The 22,524-nt window shown below is 51.0% G+C and carries 22 protein-coding genes and 5 tRNA genes; 17 read left to right on the top strand and 10 right to left on the bottom strand.

Translation table 11 applies throughout. From position 1 onward, the window contains the following. Nucleotides 1–12 precede the first annotated feature (12 nt). From narH to H8D24_07920, 4 genes are all read left to right on the top strand, one after another. Entirely contained in the window at nucleotides 13–1,575 is a 1,563-nt protein-coding gene (narH, locus tag H8D24_07935) for a nitrate reductase subunit beta (protein ID MBC8520313.1), read from the top strand. A gap of 15 nt (nucleotides 1,576–1,590) precedes the next feature. Further along, on the top strand, nucleotides 1,591–2,106 hold the full coding sequence (gene narJ, locus H8D24_07930) for a nitrate reductase molybdenum cofactor assembly chaperone (protein MBC8520312.1): 516 nt from the start codon (nucleotides 1,591–1,593) through the stop codon (nucleotides 2,104–2,106). Nucleotides 2,107–2,117: 11 nt separating this feature from the next. Further along, nucleotides 2,118–2,810 (top strand): respiratory nitrate reductase subunit gamma, encoded by a 693-nt coding sequence (gene narI / locus H8D24_07925; protein ID MBC8520311.1) that lies wholly within the window; start codon nucleotides 2,118–2,120, stop codon nucleotides 2,808–2,810. Between the two features lie 116 nt (nucleotides 2,811–2,926). Further along, nucleotides 2,927–3,295: a TusE/DsrC/DsvC family sulfur relay protein gene (locus H8D24_07920; protein MBC8520310.1), complete on the top strand. Its 369-nt coding sequence runs from the start codon at nucleotides 2,927–2,929 to the stop codon at nucleotides 3,293–3,295. A 353-nt stretch (nucleotides 3,296–3,648) separates the two neighbouring features. Here H8D24_07920 and H8D24_07915 read toward each other — a convergent pair. From H8D24_07915 to H8D24_07890, 6 genes are all read right to left on the bottom strand, one after another. After that, nucleotides 3,649–3,740: transfer RNA gene (locus H8D24_07915), tRNA-Ser, on the bottom strand. A 138-nt stretch (nucleotides 3,741–3,878) separates the two neighbouring features. Beyond that, complete coding sequence (locus tag H8D24_07910) at nucleotides 3,879–4,202, bottom strand: hypothetical protein (protein MBC8520309.1); 324 nt, start codon at nucleotides 4,200–4,202, stop codon at nucleotides 3,879–3,881. 290 nt (nucleotides 4,203–4,492) lie between these two features. Further along, the gene (locus tag H8D24_07905) at nucleotides 4,493–4,891 is read right to left on the bottom strand and encodes a hypothetical protein (GenBank protein ID MBC8520308.1); all 399 of its coding nucleotides are present in this window, start codon (nucleotides 4,889–4,891) and stop codon (nucleotides 4,493–4,495) included. Nucleotides 4,892–4,948: 57 nt separating this feature from the next. Continuing rightward, nucleotides 4,949–6,529: a peptide chain release factor 3 gene (locus tag H8D24_07900; protein MBC8520307.1), complete on the bottom strand. Its 1,581-nt coding sequence runs from the start codon at nucleotides 6,527–6,529 to the stop codon at nucleotides 4,949–4,951. Nucleotides 6,530–6,540: 11 nt separating this feature from the next. Next, nucleotides 6,541–7,014 carry a peptidylprolyl isomerase gene (locus H8D24_07895; GenBank protein ID MBC8520306.1) on the bottom strand — a complete coding sequence of 158 codons (474 nt, stop codon included), beginning with the start codon at nucleotides 7,012–7,014 and terminating at the stop codon, nucleotides 6,541–6,543. A 72-nt stretch (nucleotides 7,015–7,086) separates the two neighbouring features. Continuing rightward, nucleotides 7,087–7,695 (bottom strand): DUF721 domain-containing protein, encoded by a 609-nt coding sequence (locus H8D24_07890; GenBank protein MBC8520305.1) that lies wholly within the window; start codon nucleotides 7,693–7,695, stop codon nucleotides 7,087–7,089. Between the two features lie 96 nt (nucleotides 7,696–7,791). Here H8D24_07890 and uvrC point away from each other — a divergent pair, with 96 nt between their 5' ends. The 11 genes from uvrC to H8D24_07835 all read left to right on the top strand — a co-directional run bounded on the left by uvrC (nucleotide 7,792) and on the right by H8D24_07835 (nucleotide 16,790). Continuing rightward, nucleotides 7,792–9,585, top strand: coding sequence for an excinuclease ABC subunit UvrC (uvrC, locus tag H8D24_07885; GenBank protein MBC8520304.1), 1,794 nt, complete (start codon nucleotides 7,792–7,794; stop codon nucleotides 9,583–9,585). Further along, complete coding sequence (pgsA, locus tag H8D24_07880) at nucleotides 9,585–10,145, top strand: CDP-diacylglycerol--glycerol-3-phosphate 3-phosphatidyltransferase (protein ID MBC8520303.1); 561 nt, start codon at nucleotides 9,585–9,587, stop codon at nucleotides 10,143–10,145. Before uvrC ends, pgsA begins: the two co-directional genes overlap by 1 nt. Before the next feature lie 138 nt (nucleotides 10,146–10,283). After that, nucleotides 10,284–10,359: transfer RNA gene (locus H8D24_07875), tRNA-Gly, on the top strand. A 76-nt stretch (nucleotides 10,360–10,435) separates the two neighbouring features. Further along, nucleotides 10,436–10,509, top strand: a tRNA-Cys gene (locus H8D24_07870). A 9-nt stretch (nucleotides 10,510–10,518) separates the two neighbouring features. Beyond that, nucleotides 10,519–10,595 (top strand) — tRNA-Pro (locus tag H8D24_07865). A gap of 253 nt (nucleotides 10,596–10,848) precedes the next feature. Further along, nucleotides 10,849–11,733 carry a UTP--glucose-1-phosphate uridylyltransferase GalU gene (galU, locus tag H8D24_07860; protein ID MBC8520302.1) on the top strand — a complete coding sequence of 295 codons (885 nt, stop codon included), beginning with the start codon at nucleotides 10,849–10,851 and terminating at the stop codon, nucleotides 11,731–11,733. Beyond that, a complete protein-coding gene (pgi, locus tag H8D24_07855; GenBank protein ID MBC8520301.1) occupies nucleotides 11,726–13,312 on the top strand; it encodes a glucose-6-phosphate isomerase in 1,587 nt (528 codons plus the stop codon). Before galU ends, pgi begins: the two co-directional genes overlap by 8 nt. A 75-nt stretch (nucleotides 13,313–13,387) precedes the next feature. After that, nucleotides 13,388–14,689, top strand: a complete 1,302-nt coding sequence (locus H8D24_07850; GenBank protein ID MBC8520300.1) for a UDP-glucose/GDP-mannose dehydrogenase family protein — start codon at nucleotides 13,388–13,390, stop codon at nucleotides 14,687–14,689. A gap of 120 nt (nucleotides 14,690–14,809) precedes the next feature. Next, a complete protein-coding gene (recA, locus tag H8D24_07845) occupies nucleotides 14,810–15,865 on the top strand; it encodes a recombinase RecA (GenBank protein MBC8520299.1) in 1,056 nt (351 codons plus the stop codon). Between the two features lie 85 nt (nucleotides 15,866–15,950). Further along, a tRNA-Leu gene (locus H8D24_07840) sits at nucleotides 15,951–16,037 on the top strand. A 132-nt stretch (nucleotides 16,038–16,169) separates the two neighbouring features. Further along, nucleotides 16,170–16,790 (top strand): ankyrin repeat domain-containing protein, encoded by a 621-nt coding sequence (locus H8D24_07835; protein ID MBC8520298.1) that lies wholly within the window; start codon nucleotides 16,170–16,172, stop codon nucleotides 16,788–16,790. A 172-nt stretch (nucleotides 16,791–16,962) separates the two neighbouring features. Here H8D24_07835 and H8D24_07830 read toward each other — a convergent pair whose 3' ends face one another. From H8D24_07830 to H8D24_07820, 3 genes are all read right to left on the bottom strand, one after another. Then, nucleotides 16,963–17,460, bottom strand: a complete 498-nt coding sequence (locus tag H8D24_07830; GenBank protein MBC8520297.1) for a hypothetical protein — start codon at nucleotides 17,458–17,460, stop codon at nucleotides 16,963–16,965. 70 nt (nucleotides 17,461–17,530) lie between these two features. Beyond that, nucleotides 17,531–18,289 (bottom strand): glucosaminidase domain-containing protein, encoded by a 759-nt coding sequence (locus tag H8D24_07825; protein ID MBC8520296.1) that lies wholly within the window; start codon nucleotides 18,287–18,289, stop codon nucleotides 17,531–17,533. Then, nucleotides 18,289–18,843, bottom strand: coding sequence for a DUF302 domain-containing protein (locus H8D24_07820; GenBank protein MBC8520295.1), 555 nt, complete (start codon nucleotides 18,841–18,843; stop codon nucleotides 18,289–18,291). The genes H8D24_07825 and H8D24_07820 overlap by 1 nt, the downstream gene beginning before the upstream one ends. A gap of 84 nt (nucleotides 18,844–18,927) precedes the next feature. Here H8D24_07820 and H8D24_07815 point away from each other — a divergent pair, with 84 nt between their 5' ends. Further along, complete coding sequence (locus tag H8D24_07815) at nucleotides 18,928–19,575, top strand: transglycosylase SLT domain-containing protein (protein ID MBC8520294.1); 648 nt, start codon at nucleotides 18,928–18,930, stop codon at nucleotides 19,573–19,575. On the opposite strand, the gene H8D24_07810 is transcribed toward H8D24_07815, so the two are convergent. Continuing rightward, complete coding sequence (locus H8D24_07810; protein ID MBC8520293.1) at nucleotides 19,568–19,822, bottom strand: glutaredoxin; 255 nt, start codon at nucleotides 19,820–19,822, stop codon at nucleotides 19,568–19,570. The genes H8D24_07815 and H8D24_07810 overlap by 8 nt on opposite strands. Nucleotides 19,823–19,896: 74 nt before the next feature. Between H8D24_07810 and pepN the strand changes: the two genes are divergently transcribed. Further along, nucleotides 19,897–22,494, top strand: a complete 2,598-nt coding sequence (pepN, locus tag H8D24_07805; GenBank protein ID MBC8520292.1) for an aminopeptidase N — start codon at nucleotides 19,897–19,899, stop codon at nucleotides 22,492–22,494. The last annotated feature ends 30 nt before the right edge of the window (nucleotides 22,495–22,524 follow it).

Below are 22,524 nucleotides of genomic sequence, written 5' to 3'. Positions count from 1 at the left end.
GGAGAATAAAACATGAAAATACGTGCACAAATTGCAATGGTACTGAACCTCGACAAGTGTATTGGTTGTCATACCTGTTCAGTAACTTGTAAGAACATCTGGACGAACCGTAAAGGGGTTGAGTACGCCTGGTTCAATAACGTCGAGTCTAAACCCGGTATTGGTTACCCCAAGATGTGGGAAGACCAGGAGAGATGGCGAGGTGGTTGGGTCAACAAGAATGGCAAGCTGGAGCTGAAGGCCGGTGGTCGTGCCAGCAAACTGCTGAACATCTTTGCCAACCCGGACATGCCAGAGGTGGATGACTACTACGAGCCATTCGACTATGACTACCCCAAACTGCAGAACAAACCTCTCTCTGAGGCGGCGCCTACAGCGCGTCCACTCTCCCAGATTACCGGTGAGACCATGGACAAGATTACTTGGGGACCGAACTGGGAGGATGATCTGGCGGGTGAGTTCGAGAAGCGTTCACAGGATAAGAACTTCGAGGGGATTCAGAAGCAGATGTATTCAGAGTTTGAGAATACATTCCACATGTATCTGCCTCGCCTCTGTAACCACTGTCTGAACCCGGCCTGTGTGGCCAGCTGCCCATCCGGCGCGCTCTATAAGCGTGATGAGGATGGGGTGGTTCTGGTGGATCAGGATCGTTGTCGTGGCTGGCGCATGTGCGTGAGTGCATGCCCCTACAAGAAGATCTACTACAACTGGGAGTCGGGTAAATCAGAGAAGTGTATCCTCTGTTATCCTCGCATTGAGTCTGGCATGCCGACGGCCTGTGCGGAGTCTTGTGTAGGTCGTATCCGTTATATGGGTGTGATGCTCTATGATGCAGATCGCATTAGTGATGCAGCCGGTACCCCAGTAGAGACCGATCTTTATCAGGATCACCTGAACACCTTTATGGATCCAAACGATCCAGAGGTGATTAAGCAGGCATTGGCAGATGGTATACCTCAATCCTGGATTGATGCGGCGCAAAACTCACCTGTCTACAAGATGGCGGTGGATTGGAAGATCGCCTTCCCGCTCCATCCAGAGTATCGCACCCTGCCTAGCATGTGGTATGTGCCCCCAATGTCGCCAGTACAGGGACAGATTGACCAGGGTAACCTGCCAACTGAGGCCGATGGTGTGATTCCAACGGTGGATGCACTGCGATTCCCAACCAAGTTCCTTGCCAATCTGTTGACGGCAGGGGATGAGAAGCCGGTTACCGATGCGATCCGTCGTCTATTGGCGATGCGTAGCCATCAGCGTATGAAGGCGGTTGAGGATGGTGAAGGGGCGGATGCATTGAAGACTGCGGGTCTCACGGTTGAGCAGGCAGAGGAGATGTACCAATATCTTGGTATTGCCAACTATGAAGATCGCTTTGTGATTCCGACCTCTCATGAGGAGCTACGTCTTGATGACCCTTACGGGTTCCAGGGGCAGAATGGTTTCTCTGGTGGTAACACCAGTGGGCAGGGCGAAGATTCTGGACGAGGACTCTCTCTGTTCCCGGTTCCTCGCAAGAAGACGGTCACCCCGATGGCTATCGTGGCTCCACCCAAAAGCAGAAAATCTTAATAAGGAGAGTTAGAGATGAAACTTTATACAGTACTGGCTCGCTTGTTGGATTATCCAACGCCTGAGCTGATGAATCATCTATCGGAGATCACGGAGGTGATCGATAGTGACTCTGAGATCAACAGAAGTGAGGGTAAGGCGCTACGTGAGTTTATCAGCTGGCTACAGCTTCATGACTTGACTGGAATCCAGCAGGTCTATGTACAGACCTTTGATATGGTTCCTGAGCATGATCTTCATATGACCCACCATATTCATGGTGACAGTCGTGATCGTGGTCCGGCATTGATCGACCTGACCGAGCATTTCAAGGCCAACGGTCTTGAGATGAAGGATGGGGAGATTCCTGATTATCTGCCTCTGTTGTTGGAGTATGTCTCCACACTGGGAGAGGATGAGTGCCGCTTCTTCCTGGCAGACGTTGGGAAGATCCTTGCGATCCTCGCAGATAATCTGGAGAAGGCCGACAGCCCGTATGCAAAGTTGGTTCGTATGGTCGAGAACCGTGGTCAATTGGTTAAAGCCGCTTAAAGGAGCAGGAAATGACATTACATGATTTTATTTTTGGTGTTTATCCCTATCTGGCTGGAACAGTCTTTATTCTGGGCAGTTGGATACGTTTTGATCGTGAGCAGTACACCTGGAAAGCGGATTCCAGTCAGTTACTGAGCAATAAAGGGATGTGGTTGGGGAGTAACCTGTTTCATGTGGGGATCCTGGGGATCTTCTTTGGACATGCAGCGGGTATGTTGCTACCCCATAGTTGGTGGCAGATGGTTGCTACCGATGTGCAACATCAGTACATTGCGATTTATGCGGGTGCTCTGTTTGGTGGAATGGCGCTTGTGGGTGCGGCAATACTGGTTAATCGTCGTATGACCAATGCGAGAGTGAAGGCAGTAAGCCGTAAACGGGATAACTTCGTTATCATCTGGCTGTTGGCAACGGCTGCGCTGGGGTTGAATACCATTCCTGGTTCACTGCACCATGCTGCTGAGGGGGATGTGACGACGATGCTGGTTCTTGCGGATTATGTGAAGAGCATTGCAACATTGAGCGTTGATCCTAGTCTGATTGCCGGTGTATCGGGTGCCTACAAGATCCATATGTTCTTTGGTATGACAATATTCCTGGTCTTCCCATTTACTCGTTTGGTTCACGTCTGGAGTGTTCCACTCACCTATCTGGGACGTGCTTACCAGATCGTTCGGGCCAAAAAAGTGATGATGAACTAGGATCTGTATCTATCTTGATACGGTGGTGTTGTAATAGTTCTGTGGGCTGGGGGATGTGCTGATTAATCTGCACCCCCAGCTTTTTTTTGAGAAAAAATAGGGTATTAATGATGGCAATGAACACAAATCCAACAGCAATTCGGGTTGAGTATGTCAACGTGGATGGTAAGGAGATTGCAACGGACCAGGAGGGGTATATCCAGGATCTTGATCAGTGGTCAGAGGGGTTTGCGACTGCTCAGGCGAAGAAGGAGGGGATTGAGGCGTTAACCGATGAGCACTGGGATGTTATTAACTTGATTCGAGACCACTATGACGAGCATGGGGTGCAGATTGAGGTGAGAAAAATGATTAAGCACTTTGCCAAGGTGTGGGGCAAGGAGCATGGAAATAATCGTTATCTTCATGACCTTTTTCCCATGGGTGGCCCCCAAAAGCAGGGGAATCGAATTGCCGGGATACGTAAAACCAAAGGTGAGCACTAGAGAGACTGTCTCAGCTCTCTGTAACCCACTTCTCAAAACGGTTCAGAAGATCCGGCAGTTCGGGGGCCGAGATACAGTAGAAGACAAAACTGCCACGATCTTCTCATAAACCTCTAGCGGGGCCTGGAGATCGAGACATTTTCTTGGTCTTGTATTCAGTGACGCGGCAATTCGATTGAGGCGTGTTTGTGAAAATTCAGAGAGAGATGGAGTAGAGGTGATTTAACAATAGCCCGTAACTATATAATAGAGTTTTCGGGCGCCATAAAAACAGCCCACCATATTTCATATGATGGGCTTTTTGTTGGGTAAAAACTATTTTATTCTGTAACTAAATGAAAAATAAGATCAATTGGCGGAGAGGCAGGGATTCGAACCCTGGGTAGGCTATTAACCTACGCCGGTTTTCAAGACCGGTACATTCAACCAGCTCTGTCACCTCTCCAGATGTGCGCGCAATTCTACGAGATTATCTGTGAAATCGCTACCCGTAATACTCATAACGGGCAAAAAAATAATCGATAAAAAAACCCTGTACGATCAGATCGTACAGGGTTTTTACTAAACTCAGTAAAACTGTGTCTTACTGTGCAGCAGGAGCTACAGGAGCGTAGTAGTAAGGACGGCTCTCTGTGCGAACATCAGAGTCACCCTTGAAACGTGCATTCTCAGCAGCGTCCATGTCAGCTTCCATGTTAGAAGAACCCTTACCAGAAGCGTTGATAGTCATGCTGAAGTTACCCTCTGCGTCAGCATTTCCCTTACCAGCACCACGACCCTTTCCGTCGAAAGCACCGTCAGCAGAACCAGTTCCGTAACCAGACTGGTTGTCGTCAGATCCACCGAAGAAAGCAGAAGCGCTAGAAGCAACAGCAACAAGAGCGATAGTAGCAATAATCTTTTTCATGATATTTTCCTTTCAAAAATTGGCCAACCAGGCTGGCCTTCTATAAAAATTCTGTCTCGGAGGAACTCCCCTTAACAACTGTCTGCAAGTATATAAGAAAGTTATTGAATAATACAGAAGCAATAATTTATAAGTCAATAAAAATACTTATGACGATAGGTCGTTTTGTGCGCAGGATAACTATCTGATAAATATGCAGTGTTTATATAATATAGATCTTTATTATCTTTTAAACAAAAAAAACCCCATACATAAATGTACGGGGTTTTTTTATACGAAGAGTACTCTTCTTACTTAGCTACAGGAGCTCCGTAGTAAGCAGGAGTGTTCTCAGTGCGAACGTCAGTAGTACCGTTCATGCGTGCATTCTCAGCAGCGTCCATGTCAGCTTCCATGTTAGAAGAACCCTTACCAGAAGCGTTGATAGTCATGCTGAAGTTACCCTCTGCGTCAGCATTTCCCTTACCAGCACCACGACCCTTTCCGTCGAAAGCACCGTCAGCAGAACCAGTTCCGTAACCAGACTGGTTGTCGTCAGATCCACCGAAGAAAGCAGAAGCGCTAGAAGCAACAGCAACAAGAGCGATAGTAGCAATAATTTTTTTCATGATATTTTCCTTTAAACTTAAAATTAAAAAATGGTTAAAAATTTTGAATCGGAGTTGTATCTCCTCAACATTTGCGCCCATTATAAAGAAAATCCTTGGATAGTAAAATAGTAGTTATTTATCCGCATATAGATAAAACTAATGCTCTCTGGTTGGGTGGAACTCAACTTCTGGCCAACGCTCTATAGTCAGATCAAGGTTGACCCTGGTTGGTGCCAGATAGGTGAGGTTGCCGCCACCATCAATCGCCAGGTTGTCACTAGCTCTTTTTCTAAATCGCTCCAGCTCAACCCCATCCTCGCACTCGACCCAGCGTGCAGTTGCAACCGAGACATTCTCATAGATCGCCTCCACCTTGTACTCATGTTTAAGTCGGTGGGCAACCACATCAAACTGCAGTATGCCGACAGCGCCTAGAATAAGGTGGTTGTTATTAAGAGGCATAAAGAGCTGGGTCGCCCCCTCTTCGGATAGCTGCTGCAGCCCTTTCTGTAGCTGTTTGTTCTTTAGCGGATCCTTGAGCCGAACCAGACGGAAGAGCTCCGGGGCAAAGTGGGGGATGCCGGTAAAACGTAGTGACTCCCCCTGACTGAAGCTATCTCCAATCTGAATGGTGCCGTGGTTATGGAGCCCGATAATATCCCCCGGCCACGCCTCATCCGTGTGGGAGCGGTCACCGGCCAGAAAGGTGAGGGCATTGGGGACTGCAATATCCTTGTTGATGCGGCTATGGCGTAGCTTCATCCCCTGCTGGAATTTTCCTGAACAGACCCGCATAAAGGCGATCCGGTCACGATGTTTTGGATCCATATTGGCCTGGATCTTGAAGACAAAGCCGGTGAACTTCTCCTCATCCGGAGTGACAGTTCGATCCTCTGTGTCACGCGATTGAGGAGTGGGGGCAATCTCCACAAAGCCATCCAGCATCTCCTTGACCCCAAAATTGCCCAGTGCAGTACCAAAGTAGACAGGGGTGAGACTCCCGGCCAGATACTCATCCAGATCAAATGGGTGGCTCGCCCCCTGCACCAGCTCCAGCTCCTCACGCAGATCATCAGCCAGGCTGCCGATCGCCTCATCCAGTGCCGGATTGTCCAGCCCCTCAATTATCTGCTCATCCTGAATGGTATGGCCCTGACCCTTCTGGTAGAGAATGGTGCGGTCTCTGTCGAGCTGATAGATCCCCTTGAACTCTTTGCCCATACCGATCGGCCAGTTGATGGGGGCACACTTTATGTTAAGAATCTCCTCCACCTCATCCAGCAGCTCAATGGGGTCACGGATATCACGATCCATCTTGTTGATAAAGGTGAGAATGGGGGTAGTACGCAGTCGGCATACCTCCATTAGCTTGATTGTGCGAGGCTCAACACCCTTGGCACCATCAATCACCATCAATGCAGAGTCAACCGCAGTCAGGGTGCGATAGGTATCCTCCGAGAAATCCTCATGCCCCGGGGTATCGAGCAGATTTACCATCCGCTCTTTATAAGGGAACTGCATCACCGAAGTGGTGACCGAGATGCCACGCTCCTTCTCCATCTCCATCCAGTCCGAGGTGGCGTGACGATCAGAGCCACGCCCCTTGACGGTACCGGCCTGCTGAATCAGCTTTCCGAACAGCAGCAGCTTCTCGGTAATGGTTGTTTTACCCGCATCGGGGTGTGAGATGATGGCAAACGTCCGCCGTTTGCCGATCTCATCCTGGAGTTGACTCATCTGTTTTGAATCTATTCAGCAGCTTCCTGCTCGGAAGACTCTCCTTCAGACGGTCCCTCACTAATCTCAACCATCTCGATTGCAAAGGTCAGGGCCTTGCCGGCTAGTGGGGCATTGCCATCTACGGTAACCGTCTCATCATCGAATGCGGTGATGACGAAATTTAGAGTCTCACCGTTTGGTCCAGATGCATTCATCGGCATTCCAACCTCAGGCTCCAGATCATCTGGCATCATCGAGCGATCAACCTGTGCGATCATCTCCGGGTTATGCTCTCCGTAGGCATCCTCTGGAGCAAGGGTTACAGTAACGCTCTCTCCAACCACCATTCCACAGCAAGCCTTGTCAAAGCCTGGAATAACCTGGCCGCTGCCGATAGTGAATTCTAGAGGCTCTCTACCCTCCGATGAGTCGAACTGGGATCCATCCTCCAGAGTCCCTGTGTAATGTATCTTTACGGTATTACCATCTTCTGCTTTAGACATAGCTCTTCTTCCCTGAAAAAAAGCGCCATTATACCTTAGCCCGAATATTTCACCAGAACGGGCTAGTGCCCCCTATTTGCCTCCCCGCTGTCGATTGCGAAGTAGCGTGTTGGATAGGCGCTGCATCGACTGCCCCAGCTCCCCCTTGATAGAGCGTGCCTGGCGAGAGAGCTGTTCCGCCACCTTGGTAGAGGCCTGTTTTGCAGTGATTATCTCGGGTGGTGGTGGCTCGCTGGAGAAGCGGACTTTCAACCTCACCCGCTTAACCTGGCGCACCCCCTCCTGATGCAGCAGATCAAGAATATTCTGCTGCAGAAAGCGTCCTCGTTGTGCCCAGGCAGGGGAGTCTGCATGGACAATGGCAACCCCCTCGGCATTTATTGAGCTCAGCCGCAGATGGGATGAGTATGGAAGCCCCAGCCTGGGGATCACCTTTCTGTTTAACTGGTTAATATAGTATGCCTTTTTTAGCAGATGGCTGGAGACCTCACCCCTGGAGAGAAAGAATGTTGGTTGTTTTCCCCAAGGCTTGCGGTTTTTCAGTGGCGGCAGACTCGCCTCGACAAAATCATCCGGCAACTCCTTTCTGGGACGCAGCGAACGCCCCGGCTTATCGGATGTCATACCACTACTCTGCAACAACTTATGCAGCCTCTTCAGGCTGTTATCTGTGGAACTCATGGTTTGACATGATACGGTAATTAAGGGGCATATACCTAAGGAACCTCCCCTTATTTACTGCTGAACCCATAGTCTACCGTGATACCATCCATTTTTATGGAGAGGCCAACCCTGCCCGAAACCACACGCCCCGGCGTCTACCGGATGCTCAATGCGGATGGTGAGATCCTCTACATAGGGAAGGCGCGCAATCTCAAAAAGCGGGTCTCCAGCTATTTTCGTAGCAGTGGACTAGCCCCAAAAACCAGGGCGTTGATGTCTCATGTCGCCTCAGTTGAGGTTACGACCACCCATACCGAGAATGAGGCACTGATTCTTGAGAGCAATCTGATCAAGAGACACCGTCCCCGTTACAACATTCTGCTGCGGGATGACAAAAGCTATCCATACATATACCTCTCCACCCACACCAAATTCCCCAGGCTCGGACTCCATCGCGGTGCTCGAAATGGCAAGGGGCGCTATTTTGGCCCCTACCCAAGTGCCGGGGCGGTGCGCGAAAGCCTGAGGCTGATGCAGAAACTCTTTCCGGTACGCCAGTGCGAGGATGGCTTCTTTCGCAACCGCTCCCGCCCCTGTCTGCAGCATCAGATCCAGCGCTGCAGTGCCCCCTGCACCAGACTGATTACCCCCGAAGAGTATCGGCAGGACGTAGACCATGCGGTGCTCTTCCTGGAGGGCAAAAGCGGTGAGGTGGTCGATGATCTGATAACAAAAATGGGGCAGGCAGCATCCGGGTTGCAGTACGAAAAGGCAGCCCGCTTCAGAGATCAGATCTCGACTCTGCGCAGGGTACAAGAGAGACAGTACATCAGCGGAGAGCGTGGAGATCTCGACGTGGTGGCAGTGGCAATGCAGGGGGGCAGTGCATCGATCCAGCTCTTCAATTTTCGCCATGGCCAGAATCTCGGCAACCGCACTTACTTCCCCAAAAATGCACAAGGCAAAAGTGAATCGGAGGTTCTCTACGCCTTCCTCTCCCAACGCTATCTGGAACAGAGCGCCCCCGCGGAAATTCTGGTGACTCAAGAGCCAGATCAGCGAGAGCTACTGCAGGATGTGCTCTCCACCCACGCAGGCCACAAAGTCTCGATTCGCCACCAGCTGCGCGGGGATCGTACCCGCTGGATGAAAATGGCACAGGAAAATGCAGAACTCGCCCTCCAGAGTCGACTATCACATGCGTCAAGCGCGATTGCCCGGGTTGAGGCGCTTCAAGACGCACTCAAACTGCACCAGCTACCGCAACGGATGGAGTGTTTTGACATCAGCCACACCATGGGGGAGGAGACCGTCGCCTCCTGTGTGGTCTTTGAGGATGGGGTGGCGCTCAAATCGGATTATCGACGTTTAAATATTCGTGACATTGCCGGTGGGGATGACTACGCAGCAATGCGCCAGGCCCTGCAGCGACGCTACACACGCCTAATCAAAGGGGAGGGAAAGCTCCCCGATCTACTGCTGATTGACGGCGGTCCGGGGCAGTGCAGTCAGGCCAGCAGCGTACTGGAAGAGCTCCAGATCGAGGGGGTAACCGTACTGGGGGTCGCCAAAGGGCCAGACCGCAGAGCGGGACAAGAGAGGCTCTTCCTCGACGGCGCAGCAGCGCAGACCCTGCCTGCAGACTCCCCGGCACTACTGCTGATCCAGCAGATCCGGGACGAATCCCACCGCTTCGCCATCACTGGACACCGCCAACGTCGCGCCAAAAAGAGAAATCGCTCCCCCTTGGAGGAGATTTCAGGGGTGGGGCCGAAGAGAAGACAACAACTACTCAACCATTTTGGAGGGCTGCAGGAGATTGTGCGTGCAGGAGTTGAGGATATATCCGCAGTGCCAGGGATCAATCAAGAGATTGCTCAGCGGATTTATGATAGATTTCACGAATAATGACGCTTAACGTCCCCACAATTCTTACACTGCTGCGGATCATCCTGATCCCCTTCTTCATCATCGCCTTCTACCTGCCGGCTGAGTGGGGGAGAATGGCAGCCGCAGGGATTTTCGTGCTTGCGGCACTGACCGATTGGCTCGATGGATTTCTGGCAAGAAAACTCAATCAAACATCACCCTTTGGGGCATTCCTGGATCCGGTTGCAGACAAATTGATGGTGGCGGCTGCACTGGTGCTATTGGTAAGTGATATGCCTACATTCTGGGTAGCCATTCCTGCCATTGTCATTATTGGTCGTGAAATTGCGATTTCGGCACTGCGTGAATGGATGGCAGAGATGGGCGGCCGTGCCAATGTGGCAGTCTCAATGATTGGAAAAATAAAGACCGCAGTGCAGATGGTTGCTATTTCGATGCTTCTTTATCTAGAGCCTATAGGGGATATTCCGACCTCAGTAGTCGGTATGGTGCTACTCTATATAGCAATGTTGCTGACTCTGTGGTCAATGGTTATCTATCTGCGTGCAGCGTGGCCAGTTTTACAAGGTGACGACTAACCCCAAATCCCCAGATATAAACATAAATACTGCACAACAGATTGATCCTACGTTTCTATCTGGGGATTTGGGCTAACTCTTTTTGACTAGTGGGGGTTGACAGGAGGCAATCAAAGCATAGAATATGCCAACTCTTACGCGGGAATAGCTCAGCTGGTAGAGCACGACCTTGCCAAGGTCGGGGTCGCGAGTTCGAATCTCGTTTCCCGCTCCAAATTTTATTGGAAAAGTTAAGGGGACATATACTAGTTATGTGTCCCCTTAATTTTTCAAAATTCCAAAGTCATCTTGGCTGGATGGCAGAGTGGTTATGCACCGGCCTGCAAAGCCGTGTACACCGGTTCGACTCCGGTTCCAGCCTCCATTTATTATTCGGGGCGTAGCGCAGCCTGGTAGCGCACCGGCATGGGGTGCCGGTGGTCGGAGGTTCGAATCCTCTCGCCCCGACCAACTTTAGGTGGTTCAAACCCTGTAGAATTGCGACTTCGGATGAGCGGAGGTGGGCTGCCTTCGGCGCCTCCCTTGCGGGATCGAATCCTCTCGCCCCGACCAACTTTAGGTGGTTGACAGCAGAGCTACCTCCCCTTCGGGGATCAAACCCTGCTCCTCCTCCCATGCCTGGATCATCTCTTCTTAATGGTTGCGGTTTGTATGGTTGATTGATAATGTCATCCCTATTAATTGATAACTATAAGAATTTGATGTGAAAATCACTAAGTATGTTTTTCCTGTAGCAGGTCTGGGGACTCGTTTTTTGCCTGCGACCAAGGCGATTCCGAAGGAGATGCTTACGGTTGTCGATAGGCCGCTGATTCAGTATGTTGTCGAGGAGGCGGTGGAGGCTGGTGCCGAAGAGATTATTCTGGTATCTCACCCTGAAAAGAGTGCCCTGGAAGAGCACTTTAGGGAGAACCCCAGGCTTGAGGCTGCTCTGGAGGATAAGGGGAAGGATGAGCTGCTGCAGAAGGTGCGTTCCATTCTTCCCAAAGGGGTCACTGTTTCCGTTGTCTACCAGCACCAGCCGCTTGGGCTTGGGCACGCTGTGCTCTGTGCCAGGGATGCAGTGGGCGATGAGCCGTTTGGGGTGATCCTGCCTGATGTGTTGATCCATAACGGTGGCCAGGGGTGTATGGCGCAGATGGTGAAGGCGTTTGGTGAAAAGGGTTCTGCCATCATTGGCGTAGAGACGGTGCCGCTGGATGAGGTAGAGAAATATGGCATTGTTTCGCTTGAGGAGGGGGAGAGCGGCAAATTGCAGAGGATGAGTGGGGTGGTGGAGAAGCCATCGACGGCGGAGGCGCCATCGCAACTCTCTGTTGTTGGGCGTTATCTATTAACCCCAAAGGTGATGGATCTGCTGGAGACGACCGAGAGTGGTGCGGGGGGCGAAATTCAGCTAACAGATGCAATTGCCGCCTTGATTGTGGAGGAGTCAGTCTATGCCTATACCTTTGATGGTATAAGCTATGACTGTGGATATAAATTTGGATACGTACGGGCAAATATAGAGTACGCGTTGAGAGATAATGAAATTGGTGATGAGGTAGGGCAGTTGATTCAGAAACATGCTGGTGGGAACAATGGCTAATCCGCTGGTAACAGATAGCAGTGCATGGCAGGCGCTACAGGGCCATGTGTCGGAGATGGGTACTCAGCACCTGCGGGATCTGTTTGTGGAGGATCCCGACCGCTTTGACCGTTTTTCAATCCAGCTCGATGGGGTGCTGTTCGACTACTCCAAACAGAGGGTTCAGCCGGAGACTATCAATAAGCTGATTGCCCTGGCCAACCAGCAGGAACTTCCCGAGCGGATCAGCCAGCTGTTGCGTGGTGATCCGCTCAATAGCACGGAGGGGCGTGCGGCGCTCCATACTGCACTGCGCAGCCGTCCGCAAGAGCCGGTGGAGGTAGATGGTCATAATGTGGTCGATGATGTCCATGCTGTGCGAGGGCAGATGCGCAATTTCGTGGGGCAGGTTCGTGGAGGCAGCTGGCGCGGTTTTACCGGCAAGAAGATTACCGATGTGGTCAATATCGGGGTTGGGGGCTCTGATCTTGGGCCGAAGATGGTCTGCCGAGCGCTACGTTCTATGGCGGATGAGACAGTTGATATTCACTTTATCTCCAGTATTGATGGCGCCCATGCGGCTGATATTCTGCCCCGCCTGGATCCGGAGACCACGCTGTTTGTGGTCTCCTCAAAGACCTTTACCACCGCGGACACAATGTCCAATGCGGCCGCGGCCCGGGCCTGGCTTGCCCTGGCGTCGGGGGGCGCCAATGTTGTTCATCGCCATTTTGTAGCAGCCACAGCAGATGTTGACAAGGCCCTGGAGTGGGGGCTGCCTGAGGAGAATATCTTCCGGTTCTGGGAGTGGGTGGGGGGGCGTTATTCGATGTGGTCATCCATTGGGCTGCCGATCGCGCTCTATCTTGGGAATGGTGCCTTTGAGGAGCTGCTGGAGGGGGCACGGTTGGTGGATCGCCATTTTGAGTCTGAGCCATTTGAGACAAACATTCCGGTGATGATGGGGTTGATCGGGGTCTGGAACAGTAATTTCCTGGGGATGCCGGGCCATGTGGTTCTGCCGTACGCGGCCCACATGAACCACTTCTCCTCCTATCTCGAGCAGTTGGAGATGGAGAGCCTCGGCAAGTCGGTGACTCTGCAGGGCGAGAGGGTCGATTACGATACCGGACCCATTGTCTGGGGAGGGGTGGGCTCCAATGCGCAGCACGCCTTCTATCAGCTTCTTCACCAAGGGACGCGCTTTGCTCCGATGGATTTTATTCTGCCAATAGATCCGGCGGGGGCAGATTTGGAGCAGTACCAACTGACTATTGCCAACTGTCTGGCGCAGAGCCGCGCCTTTATGGTTGGACAGGAGAGTGAGGATCCATATCTTAGACATGAGGGTAATCGCCCAAGCAGCACTTTTCTGCTGGATGCGCTGACCCCTAAAAGTATGGGGGTGTTGGTTGCCATGTATGAGCACAAGGTGTTCGTGGAGAGTGTGATCTGGGAGATTAACCCGTTTGATCAGTTTGGGGTGGAGCTGGGCAAGAAGGTTGCGGATCAGGTTCATCGGAACCTTCTCAACCACGAGTCACCATTAGAGAATTACGACAGCTCAACGGCCGGACTATTGAAGAAGATAGTGCAATGATATTGGGGTCAGGCTTCGCTTTTTGTGGTTATTCAACGCATGCATCAGATTGATGCGCTTCAAGGATGATTTCAGATGAAAATAACAGTATACGGCAATAATCCATCTGCTCTGGTGACAGCTGCCTGTCTGGCGGATATCGGTAATGAGGTGTTGCTGGTCTCATCGACTTTTCCATTTGCAGAGAAGATAGAAGAGAGCTCAATCAGTGAGCCGGGGCTGAAGAAGCTGCTTGGCCAGCAGTTGGATAGTGGTCGCCTGCGTCTCTCCCAGTCACTGAATGAGGGTGCTGAGTATGGTGGCCTGCACTTTTTGTTGCTAGATCCGGAGCAGCTGGAGCTGGCTGAGACCATTGCGGGACGTATCGGTATGGTGATAGAGAGCGACACTCTTCTGGTGAACCGTACCACCTTCCCGATTGGCACCTCGGACAGGCTTTATGAGATCGTCCAGGATGAGTTGAATCAGCGCGGGGCGCCGAGCCATTGTCATCTGATTGTGGAGCCAGATTTTATGACTGAGGGGCGGATGATCCAGAATTTCCGTCGTCCAGATCGGATTCTGTTGGGGAGTGACTCCGTTGAGGGGGTAGAGATTATGCGTGACCTCTATGCTCCCTATAACCGGAATCGTGATGTGGTGATGACGATGTCCCCACGCTCTGCAGAGCTTACCAAGTTTGCCTCCAATGCAATGCTGGCGACCCGTATCAGCTTTATGAACGAGATGGCGGATGTGGCGGAAGATGTGGGGGCGGATATTGAGGAGGTGCGTCAGGGGATGGGGTCTGATCAGCGTATCGGTTATGACTATCTATATCCAGGTACCGGTTTCGGTGGCCCCAACTTTGCCAAGGATGTCGCCACTCTCGCCAACACAATTCGAGAGGCAGGGTCTGCCGGACAGCTGCTGGATGCGGTATTGGAGATAAATGAACAGCAGAAGGAGGTGCTGTTCCGCAAGGCGTGGAGTCACTTCGAGATGGATCTGAGAGGAAAGCGGTTTGCGCTCTGGGGGATCTCCTACAAACCGGGCAGCTGTGATATCAGGAATGCTCCTGGAGTCGAGTTGGTGGAGACGCTAGTGGGGCAGGGGGCATCGGTACAAATTTACGACCCCGAGGCGATGGAGAGCGCAAAGCGATATTTTGGAGAACAGAGTGCGATCAGTTATGGGGAGGGGCGAGATTCAGTTCTTGATGGTGCTGATGGCCTGATGATTGTGACGGAGTGGAAGAGTTTCTGGTCACCAGACTTTAACTTATTGATTGAGAAGATGAAAACCCCGGTGGTTTTTGATGGTAGAAATCTCTACTCGCCAGAGAAGATGAGATCTGCCGGTATTAAATACTATGGGGTGGGGCGAGGAGAAAAATAAATATACATTTCTGTTTGCAATTCTATTTTTTCCGGGTATAGTAAGAACAAAAGGAGAACAAAAGTTCTCTTGTTGTTTTGTAACTGTTTACACTATACCGTAATCCGGGAGGAATGAAAAATGGAAGAGAACAAGCAGAAAGCCCTCGATGCAGCCCTTACCCAGATCGAACGCCAGTTCGGCAAGGGCTCCGTAATGCGCATGGGGGACGACAACGCCCAGCGCGACATAGATGCCGTCTCCACCGGCTCACTGGGGCTGGATATAGCCCTCGGCATAGGAGGACTGCCCCGAGGCCGAGTGGTAGAGATCTACGGCCCTGAATCATCCGGTAAAACCACCCTTACCCTCCATGCAGTGGCCGAGATGCAGAAGCTGGGTGGTACCGCAGCATTTGTCGATGCCGAGCACGCCCTTGACCCCACCTACGCCGCAAAACTTGGGATCAACATTGACGATCTACTCATCTCCCAGCCAGACACCGGAGAGCAGGCCCTGGAGATAACCGACATGCTGGTGCGCTCAGGTGCGGTAGACATAATAGTAATAGACTCGGTAGCAGCCCTCACCCCCAAGGCAGAACTCGAAGGGGACATGGGAGACCACCACGTAGGGCTCCAGGCCAGACTAATGTCCCAGGCCCTGAGAAAACTAACCTCAAACATCCAGCGCTCCAACACCCTCGTCATCTTCATCAACCAGATCAGGATGAAGATTGGGGTCATGTTTGGCAACCCCGAGACCACCACCGGCGGCAACGCCCTAAAATTCTACTCCTCGGTCCGTCTTGATATCCGTCGTATCGGAGCCATCAAAAAAGGCGACGAAATACTCGGCAACGACACCAGAGTGAAGGTGGTAAAAAACAAGGTGGCCCCCCCCTTCAAACAGGTCACCTTCGACATCCTCTATGGAGAGGGGATCTCCAGAGAGGGGGAGATCATCGATCTTGGAGTGCAGCAGGGGATCATGCAGAAATCCGGGGCCTGGTACAGCTACGGCAGTGAAAGAATAGGCCAGGGCAAAGACAAGGTAAGACAGTACCTCAAAGACAACCCTGAGACAGCTCGGGAGATTGAACAGCAGATACGGGAGCAGTTGCTGCCGGACCAGAAGCCCAAACTTGAGGTGGTTGATGGGGATATTAAGAAGGAGAAGGAGAGTGTTGCGGCATAGCAGCTACCTGCTCTGAAATCACTGATGTGCATAAGCCGCTGAATCGGTATAATTCAGCGGCTTTTTTATTGGTAATTTGCGTTAGGCCCGGATGGCGAAATTGGTAGACGCAAGGGATTTAAAATCCCTCGATTGAAAGATCGTGCCGGTTCGATTCCGGCTCCGGGCACCATATTTATCGAGCGAGCTGGACTTTTATGTTATTAAATTAGATAATCAACAGTTACCAAATTGCAGTGCTATTGTATTGCTTTACAAAGAATTGTTTGAAGCTGGGAGTAGAGGGGAGATGCGAGGATTATCGATGTTATTTAATAAGGGGGCAGTGCTGGCTCTATTGCTGTTGGCACCGCTATCCCTGCATGCAGCCCACTCGGTTCATGATTCTGTTGCGCGCAATGATATCGTGCAGGTGCAGAATATGCTGAAGAAGGGTATCTCGATTAACAAGGTTAACCGTTATGATGAGCAGCCTCTCCATCTGGCACGCACCCCGGAGATGATGGAACTGCTGATCAAGAATGGTGCTGATGTAAATATTGAGAACCATTTCGGGGATTCTCCTCTGATGCAGGCTGTTCTCAAGGGTGATCATGAGTTGGCTGAGTTGTTGATCAAGCATGGAGCAAACATTAACCATAGGAACAGGTTTGGTGATACACCTCTGCAGGAGGCGGTAAATCGTGACCTGATCGTAATGGCCAAGATACTTATTGATAGTGGTGCAGATGTAAATGACCAGGGAAAACATGGTGATACGGTTCTCCATACTGCGGTACGTCGTGGTAACCATGCAATGGCCAGAGTGCTAATTCAATCTGGTGCTGAGATTGATGTAAAAAATGATGATGATCGTGTTGCAATGGATCTGGCAGTTGGCCGCACCATGAAAAAAGAGCTGGTAAATTACAAACTCTACCGTTAACCGGAGACAGTTATTGTGTGGCGAATCTGGCTGCTAATTATTCTACTGGTGTTGGTGGTAGTGATTATTGCCAGAATAAGGAAAAGATAGAGAGGACGGTTGTAAGAGACCAGTTTCAATAAAAAAGGATGATCATTGATCATCCTTTTTTATTGTCAGAGCCATACTTCCCTTAGCGTCTATAGTACGGGTAAGGGGAAAGAGGCCGTACTGGACGCATAGGCATCCTTCTTGGCGGAGGAGCCATTCTCCTTGGGGCGTAGTATGGTGCAGGTCTCACTGGAGGGCGTTGTCGATAGTTTCTATATCTCTGTGGTGGGATGGCTCTTCTATATCCATTTCCAGCACGGTTGCCCCTTATGCGCGGACGTTCTGTCCTTACAGGTGGAGGTGGAGCGGCAGCCCTTCTCTCGGTAACAACTGGTGGTCTCGATTCCGCACCTGATTGCACTGACATCCCGAAAGCCTTTTCAGAGGCACCATAGTCGATAGTCTCTCCCGGCCCCTCATCAGGATCATCGATTGAGTCGGTCTCGAGCCCCCACGCAGTAGCAAGATCATTCCCGCTTCCCCATGGGCCAAGCCATTGTGCTGTGGCTACGCCGCTAAATAGAACCCCAGCTGCGAACGCAACAGTGGATATCCTTATCCTGGTACGTACTATTTTCATCCTATACATCTCCTGGTCACCAGAATGGTGATTACTGAATCATGGTGGTTAGGATAGCAGAAATTGGCAGTTAATCGTATTGTCCAAGACCGTTTTGGCGGATGATTTTTTTGACCAGCTCCATGTACTCCGCCCCATTTTTTGCATAAAGCCCCAACCCCTTGAGAAGTATGGTTCCGGATGGTGTTAGCAGGTTGAGCCGCTGTTGGTGCCTCAGGTTGCGTAGCTCCTCAAATGCGGGACGTGTATTGAGTATGTAGATATATTTCTCTATTGCAGCTTTCATGCTGACGTAACTTTCAACCTCATGAGTTGCCCCCTCATTGCGTTGTTTGGGGACCATGCCGCACCCGGGGGTAAAACACCAGATACCAAAATAGTTGTTTCCCTCTCTGGCAAAACGGGATGTTCCCCATGCAGATTCAAGGGCTCCCTGTGCCATCAGCAGGGATAGTGGAATTATATCTGTCCTCTTTAGAAGTTCGCTCCAGCTCTCCTCATTATCCGAGTTGAATTTGTGCAATCCCTGGACTTTTGCCAGCTCCAGCACCCAGCTCTGCTCTTTATCGTTTAGTGAGTCACCAGAACGGTAGCGCAGATATAGACTAAGCAGAACCGTACGCTCCTTGCCAATCTTGTGGATAATTGGGCGTGCCTGTGATGCCATATAGCTAATGAAAGCGCTCTTGCGGATCGAGCGATCCTTTATGCTGCCAAAATCCGGGGCGCTACCGGAATTATCTGTTGAATCCAGTGCTGGCTGGATATTTTCAACCGGTGTAGCAAGAACAGATGCAGATAACAGAAGCGCTGCTACAGCAGCTATCACTACTCGGTTGCCTCATTCACAATCTGTTCAAGCATCGCCTCCACCTCTTTGAGAATATCACGAGATTTCAGAGATCCAATTTTTGAGAGTTGAAGATATGAGATATGAACCAGTTCCGGGTTTTTGGTTGTGGTGTAGATGGCTATTGAGTAGGGGCAAAAGATAACATTGGCAGGATCCGCATCTGTCATTTTGCGAGAGAGTTTTGCGCTACAGAACTCGATCACCTCGGAGCGGACAAAAGTTGCAGCCACCACTGTTGGCTCTCTATTATCAGCCACCCCAACCGTACCTTTTGCCTTGCTGATCATGGTGTGGGCGATATCCTGTACTCTGGTAACCAGATCTTTTCCGGTACGTTGCAGCATCCCCCCGACATCAGAGCTGTGGGCAACCACTAACCCCTGATTGGTTATCCCCTCTTCAATATACTCCTTGATGGTGTCGAATTCCTCTTCGACGCTGTGGTGGACCCACAGGCCATCAGCAACAGACGGTAGGCTTATGATCAGGTAAAAAAACAGTGTTGTGAACAGTGTGTGGATTGTTTTCATTATTATCTCCTCCAGCTTGTCTGGCTGAGTTTACCTTGAAAAAAGTGGTAATACAAAAAACTGGCAGAGGTTACAATGTTGTTGATGAATCACTTAAAGACCATGTTGCTGCCATTTCTGTTGCTGTTGATTAGTGGCTGTGAGTCGCAGCGATTTGATCCGGACAATATATGTTCTATCTATAAGATGAACCCGGATTGGGAAAAGGAGGTTGTCAGGGCAGAGCAGAAGTGGGGGATTCCTCAGGAGGTGATTATGGCAGTTGTGCGTCATGAGTCAGGTTTTGATGGGGATGTACGTGCACCCCGTCGACACTATCTTGGATTTATCCCTGGTGAGAGATTATCCAGTGCATATGGCTATGCCCAGGCGCTGGATATGACTTGGAGAGAGTACCAGGAGAAGACAGATAGCAACGATGCGGAACGTGATGATTTTGCCGATGCCGTGGATTTTGTCGGCTGGTATCTGAATCGTACCCACCGTAGCCTGAAGATTCCAAGGGAAGATGCCTATAACCTCTATCTGGCATACCATGAAGGGCACCGAGGTTTTCTGAGTAGAGAGTACGAGAACCATCCGCGTCTGATGAAGGTTGCCAAGTGGGTGGAGGAGACCAGTAACAGCTACCGCAGTCAGCTCAAAAAATGCCGCTCCAGGTCATCAGATTCAGGCAAGAAAAAGAGGGAGAAGCGTTTCTCTCTGAAGATAAACGACGGTCTACCTAACTGATCCCATCCAGCTCGCCGTCCATATGGGCCTCGGTTAGCTCATCCAGTCCACCGATGTGATCATCCCCAAGAAAAATCTGTGGAACAGTACGGGCATTGTTGGTCCGCTTCAGCATCTCTTTCAACCCCTTCTGTGACTGATCGACCCTGACCTCAATGTAGGATATCCCCCATTTTGTGAGTAGCTGTTTGGATTTGTCACAGCGTGGGCAGGTGCCGGTACTGTAGATTTTTATTTTTCTGGCCATGTTTATGAGTTCCCATTTTTCGGTGAATGCGGGATGATATGCCGATTTTGTGAACTCGTAAACAGGAAAGCGGTATGACATCACCAACTCCAGAAACAACTTATCTAAGCAGTTACACCCCACCCAACCATCTGGTTCCCGAGGTACGGCTATTCTTTGATCTCGGGGAGGATGAGACACGGGTAAAGGCGAGCCTCAAGATTGTGGCCTCTCCTGATGGCGAGAGTGGAGCACCTCTGGTTCTCAGTGGTGGTGGTCAGGAGCTGATTTCGCTTCAACTGGACGGAGCGTCACTTGGTGATGACAGATTCCAGAGAGATGGAGATACCCTGACCATAAGTGACGTGCCCGATGAGTTTGTACTGCAGATGGAGACACGACTCTATCCGAAGAAGAACAAGTCGCTGGAGGGGTTATACCGGTCCGGCCCCATCTTCTGTACCCAGTGTGAGGCGGAGGGTTTCAGAAAAATTATCTTTTTCCCCGACCGTCCTGATGTGATGTCAAAATTCAGTGTTACCATTGCGGCCGACCCAAAGCTCTGTCCGGTTATGTTGTCCAATGGTAACCAGACAGGACATAGTGGTTATCCTGATGGCCGTCACTGGGTCAGCTGGGAGGATCCATTTCCCAAGCCGGCATATCTGTTTGCCCTGGTTGCAGGAAAGCTGCAAGGGATCCAGGACCAGTTCAAGACAGCATCGGGGCGAGATGTAACCCTGCGCATATTTACCGAGCCCCATAACGTTGACAAGTGTGACCATGCAATGGTCTCTCTCAGGCGCTCCATGGCATGGGATGAAAAAGTCTATGGCCGTGAATATGATCTTGATCTGTTCAATATAGTTGCTGTTGATGACTTTAACTCCGGGGCGATGGAGAATAAAAGTCTCAATATCTTCAACTCCAAATTTGTGTTGGCCAGGCCAGAGACGGCGACCGACGTGGACTATCTGAATATTGAGGCTGTGATTGGTCATGAGTATTTTCATAACTGGACCGGTAACCGCATTACCTGTCGCGACTGGTTTCAGCTTAGCCTCAAGGAGGGGCTTACGGTATTTCGTGACCAGGAGTTTACGGCTGACCACAACTCCCGTGCAGTAAAGAGGATTCAGGATGTAAGGCTGCTACGCAGTGCCCAGTTTGTTGAGGATAGTGGGCCGATGTCGCATCCGGTTCGCCCAGACCACTATATAGAGATCAGAAACTTCTACACCGTTACGGTCTATGAGAAGGGGGCCGAGGTTGTACGTATGCAGCACGCCCTGTTGGGCGAGGAGAGCTGGCGCAAAGGGATGGATCTCTATTTTAAGCGACATGATGGGCAGGCCGTTACGGTTGAGGATTTTGTACGCTGTATGGAGGAGGCATCCGGACGTGATCTGAGCCATTTTATGAGCTGGTACAGACAAAAAGGGACACCACAACTGCAGGCTAGCTGGAGCCATGATCCAGAGTCGGAGACCATGACTCTGACACTGGAGCAACTTCCTCCAGAGTCACTAAGTGACGAAGAGAGAGAGGGGTGGCAGCCGCACCACATTCCTGTTGCAGTTGGTATTCTCTCTGCCACAACAGGGGAAGATCTGTTGCCGGAAACTACCCGTATGGTTGAGTTGCAGGAGAGAAGTGAGTCATTCCGTTTTGAGGGGGTTCCAGCTGACGCAGTGCCATCTATACTGCGCGGATTCTCGGCACCAATCCTGTTACAGACAGCGCATACGGAAGAGCAGCAACTCTTCTTGATGGCACACGACTCTGATCAGTTCAATCGGTGGGATGCAGGACAGCAGATTGCAGAATCACTGCTATTGAAATGGGTTGGTGAATCTGCCCCTGAGATGGATGAGGCATGGCTCAATGCCATAGGAGAGCTGCTGGCAGATGGCGAGAAAGATCCGGCATTTATTGCAGAGACTCTGATGCTGCCTGGTGAACGCTGGCTGGCAGAGAAGATGGAGGTGGTTGATGTGGTAGCCATTCACCAGGCTCGTGAGTTTGCGATACGTGCCATTGCCGAACGTTACCAGCAGGAGATGGTTGAGCTCTATCACAAACTTGATCCGGAGATGATTGCCGGACGTACGCTGCGTAACCAGCTTCTCGGCATGTTGATGCGTCTCGGAAGTGATGATGTTGTCGATATGGCAGTTACTCAGCTGGAGCAGGCAGAGAACATGAGTGATGAGATGGGGGCGCTATCTGCACTGGAGCAGGTTGATCTGCCGCAACGCACATCAGCACTTAACAACTTCTACGATAAGTGGAGAGATGAGCGCTTGGTGGTGGATAAGTGGTTTGCGCTGCAGGCTGGCTCGCAACTCCCAGATGCAATGAATCGGGTTGAAGCTCTGCTAAACCATCCTGACTTCGACATCACTAACCCCAACAGAGTGCGTTCACTGGTCGGGGTTTTTGCCCATGGAAATCAGCTCCATTTTCACGATGCTGATGGGCGAGGGTACCGTTTCCTGGCTGATCAGGTTCTGAGGCTGGATAAATTTAATTCTCAGGTTGCGGCTCGCATGGTTGGCGCATTCAACCAGTGGCGGCGATATGACGATGGAAGGCAGTCTCTGATGCGAGCTCAGCTACAGAGAATTGCCGACAGAGAGGGGCTATCCAGGGATGTATATGAGATTGTGAGGGGGTCAGGTCTGCGTTTTTAGTGTTATTGAGATCATGTAACAAATGGAGAT

Source organism: Candidatus Thiopontia autotrophica, from assembly GCA_014384675.1.
Lineage (GTDB): Bacteria > Pseudomonadota > Gammaproteobacteria.
Note: the sequence above shows the minus strand (reverse complement) of the source record. Positions and strands in the feature narration are given on the sequence as shown.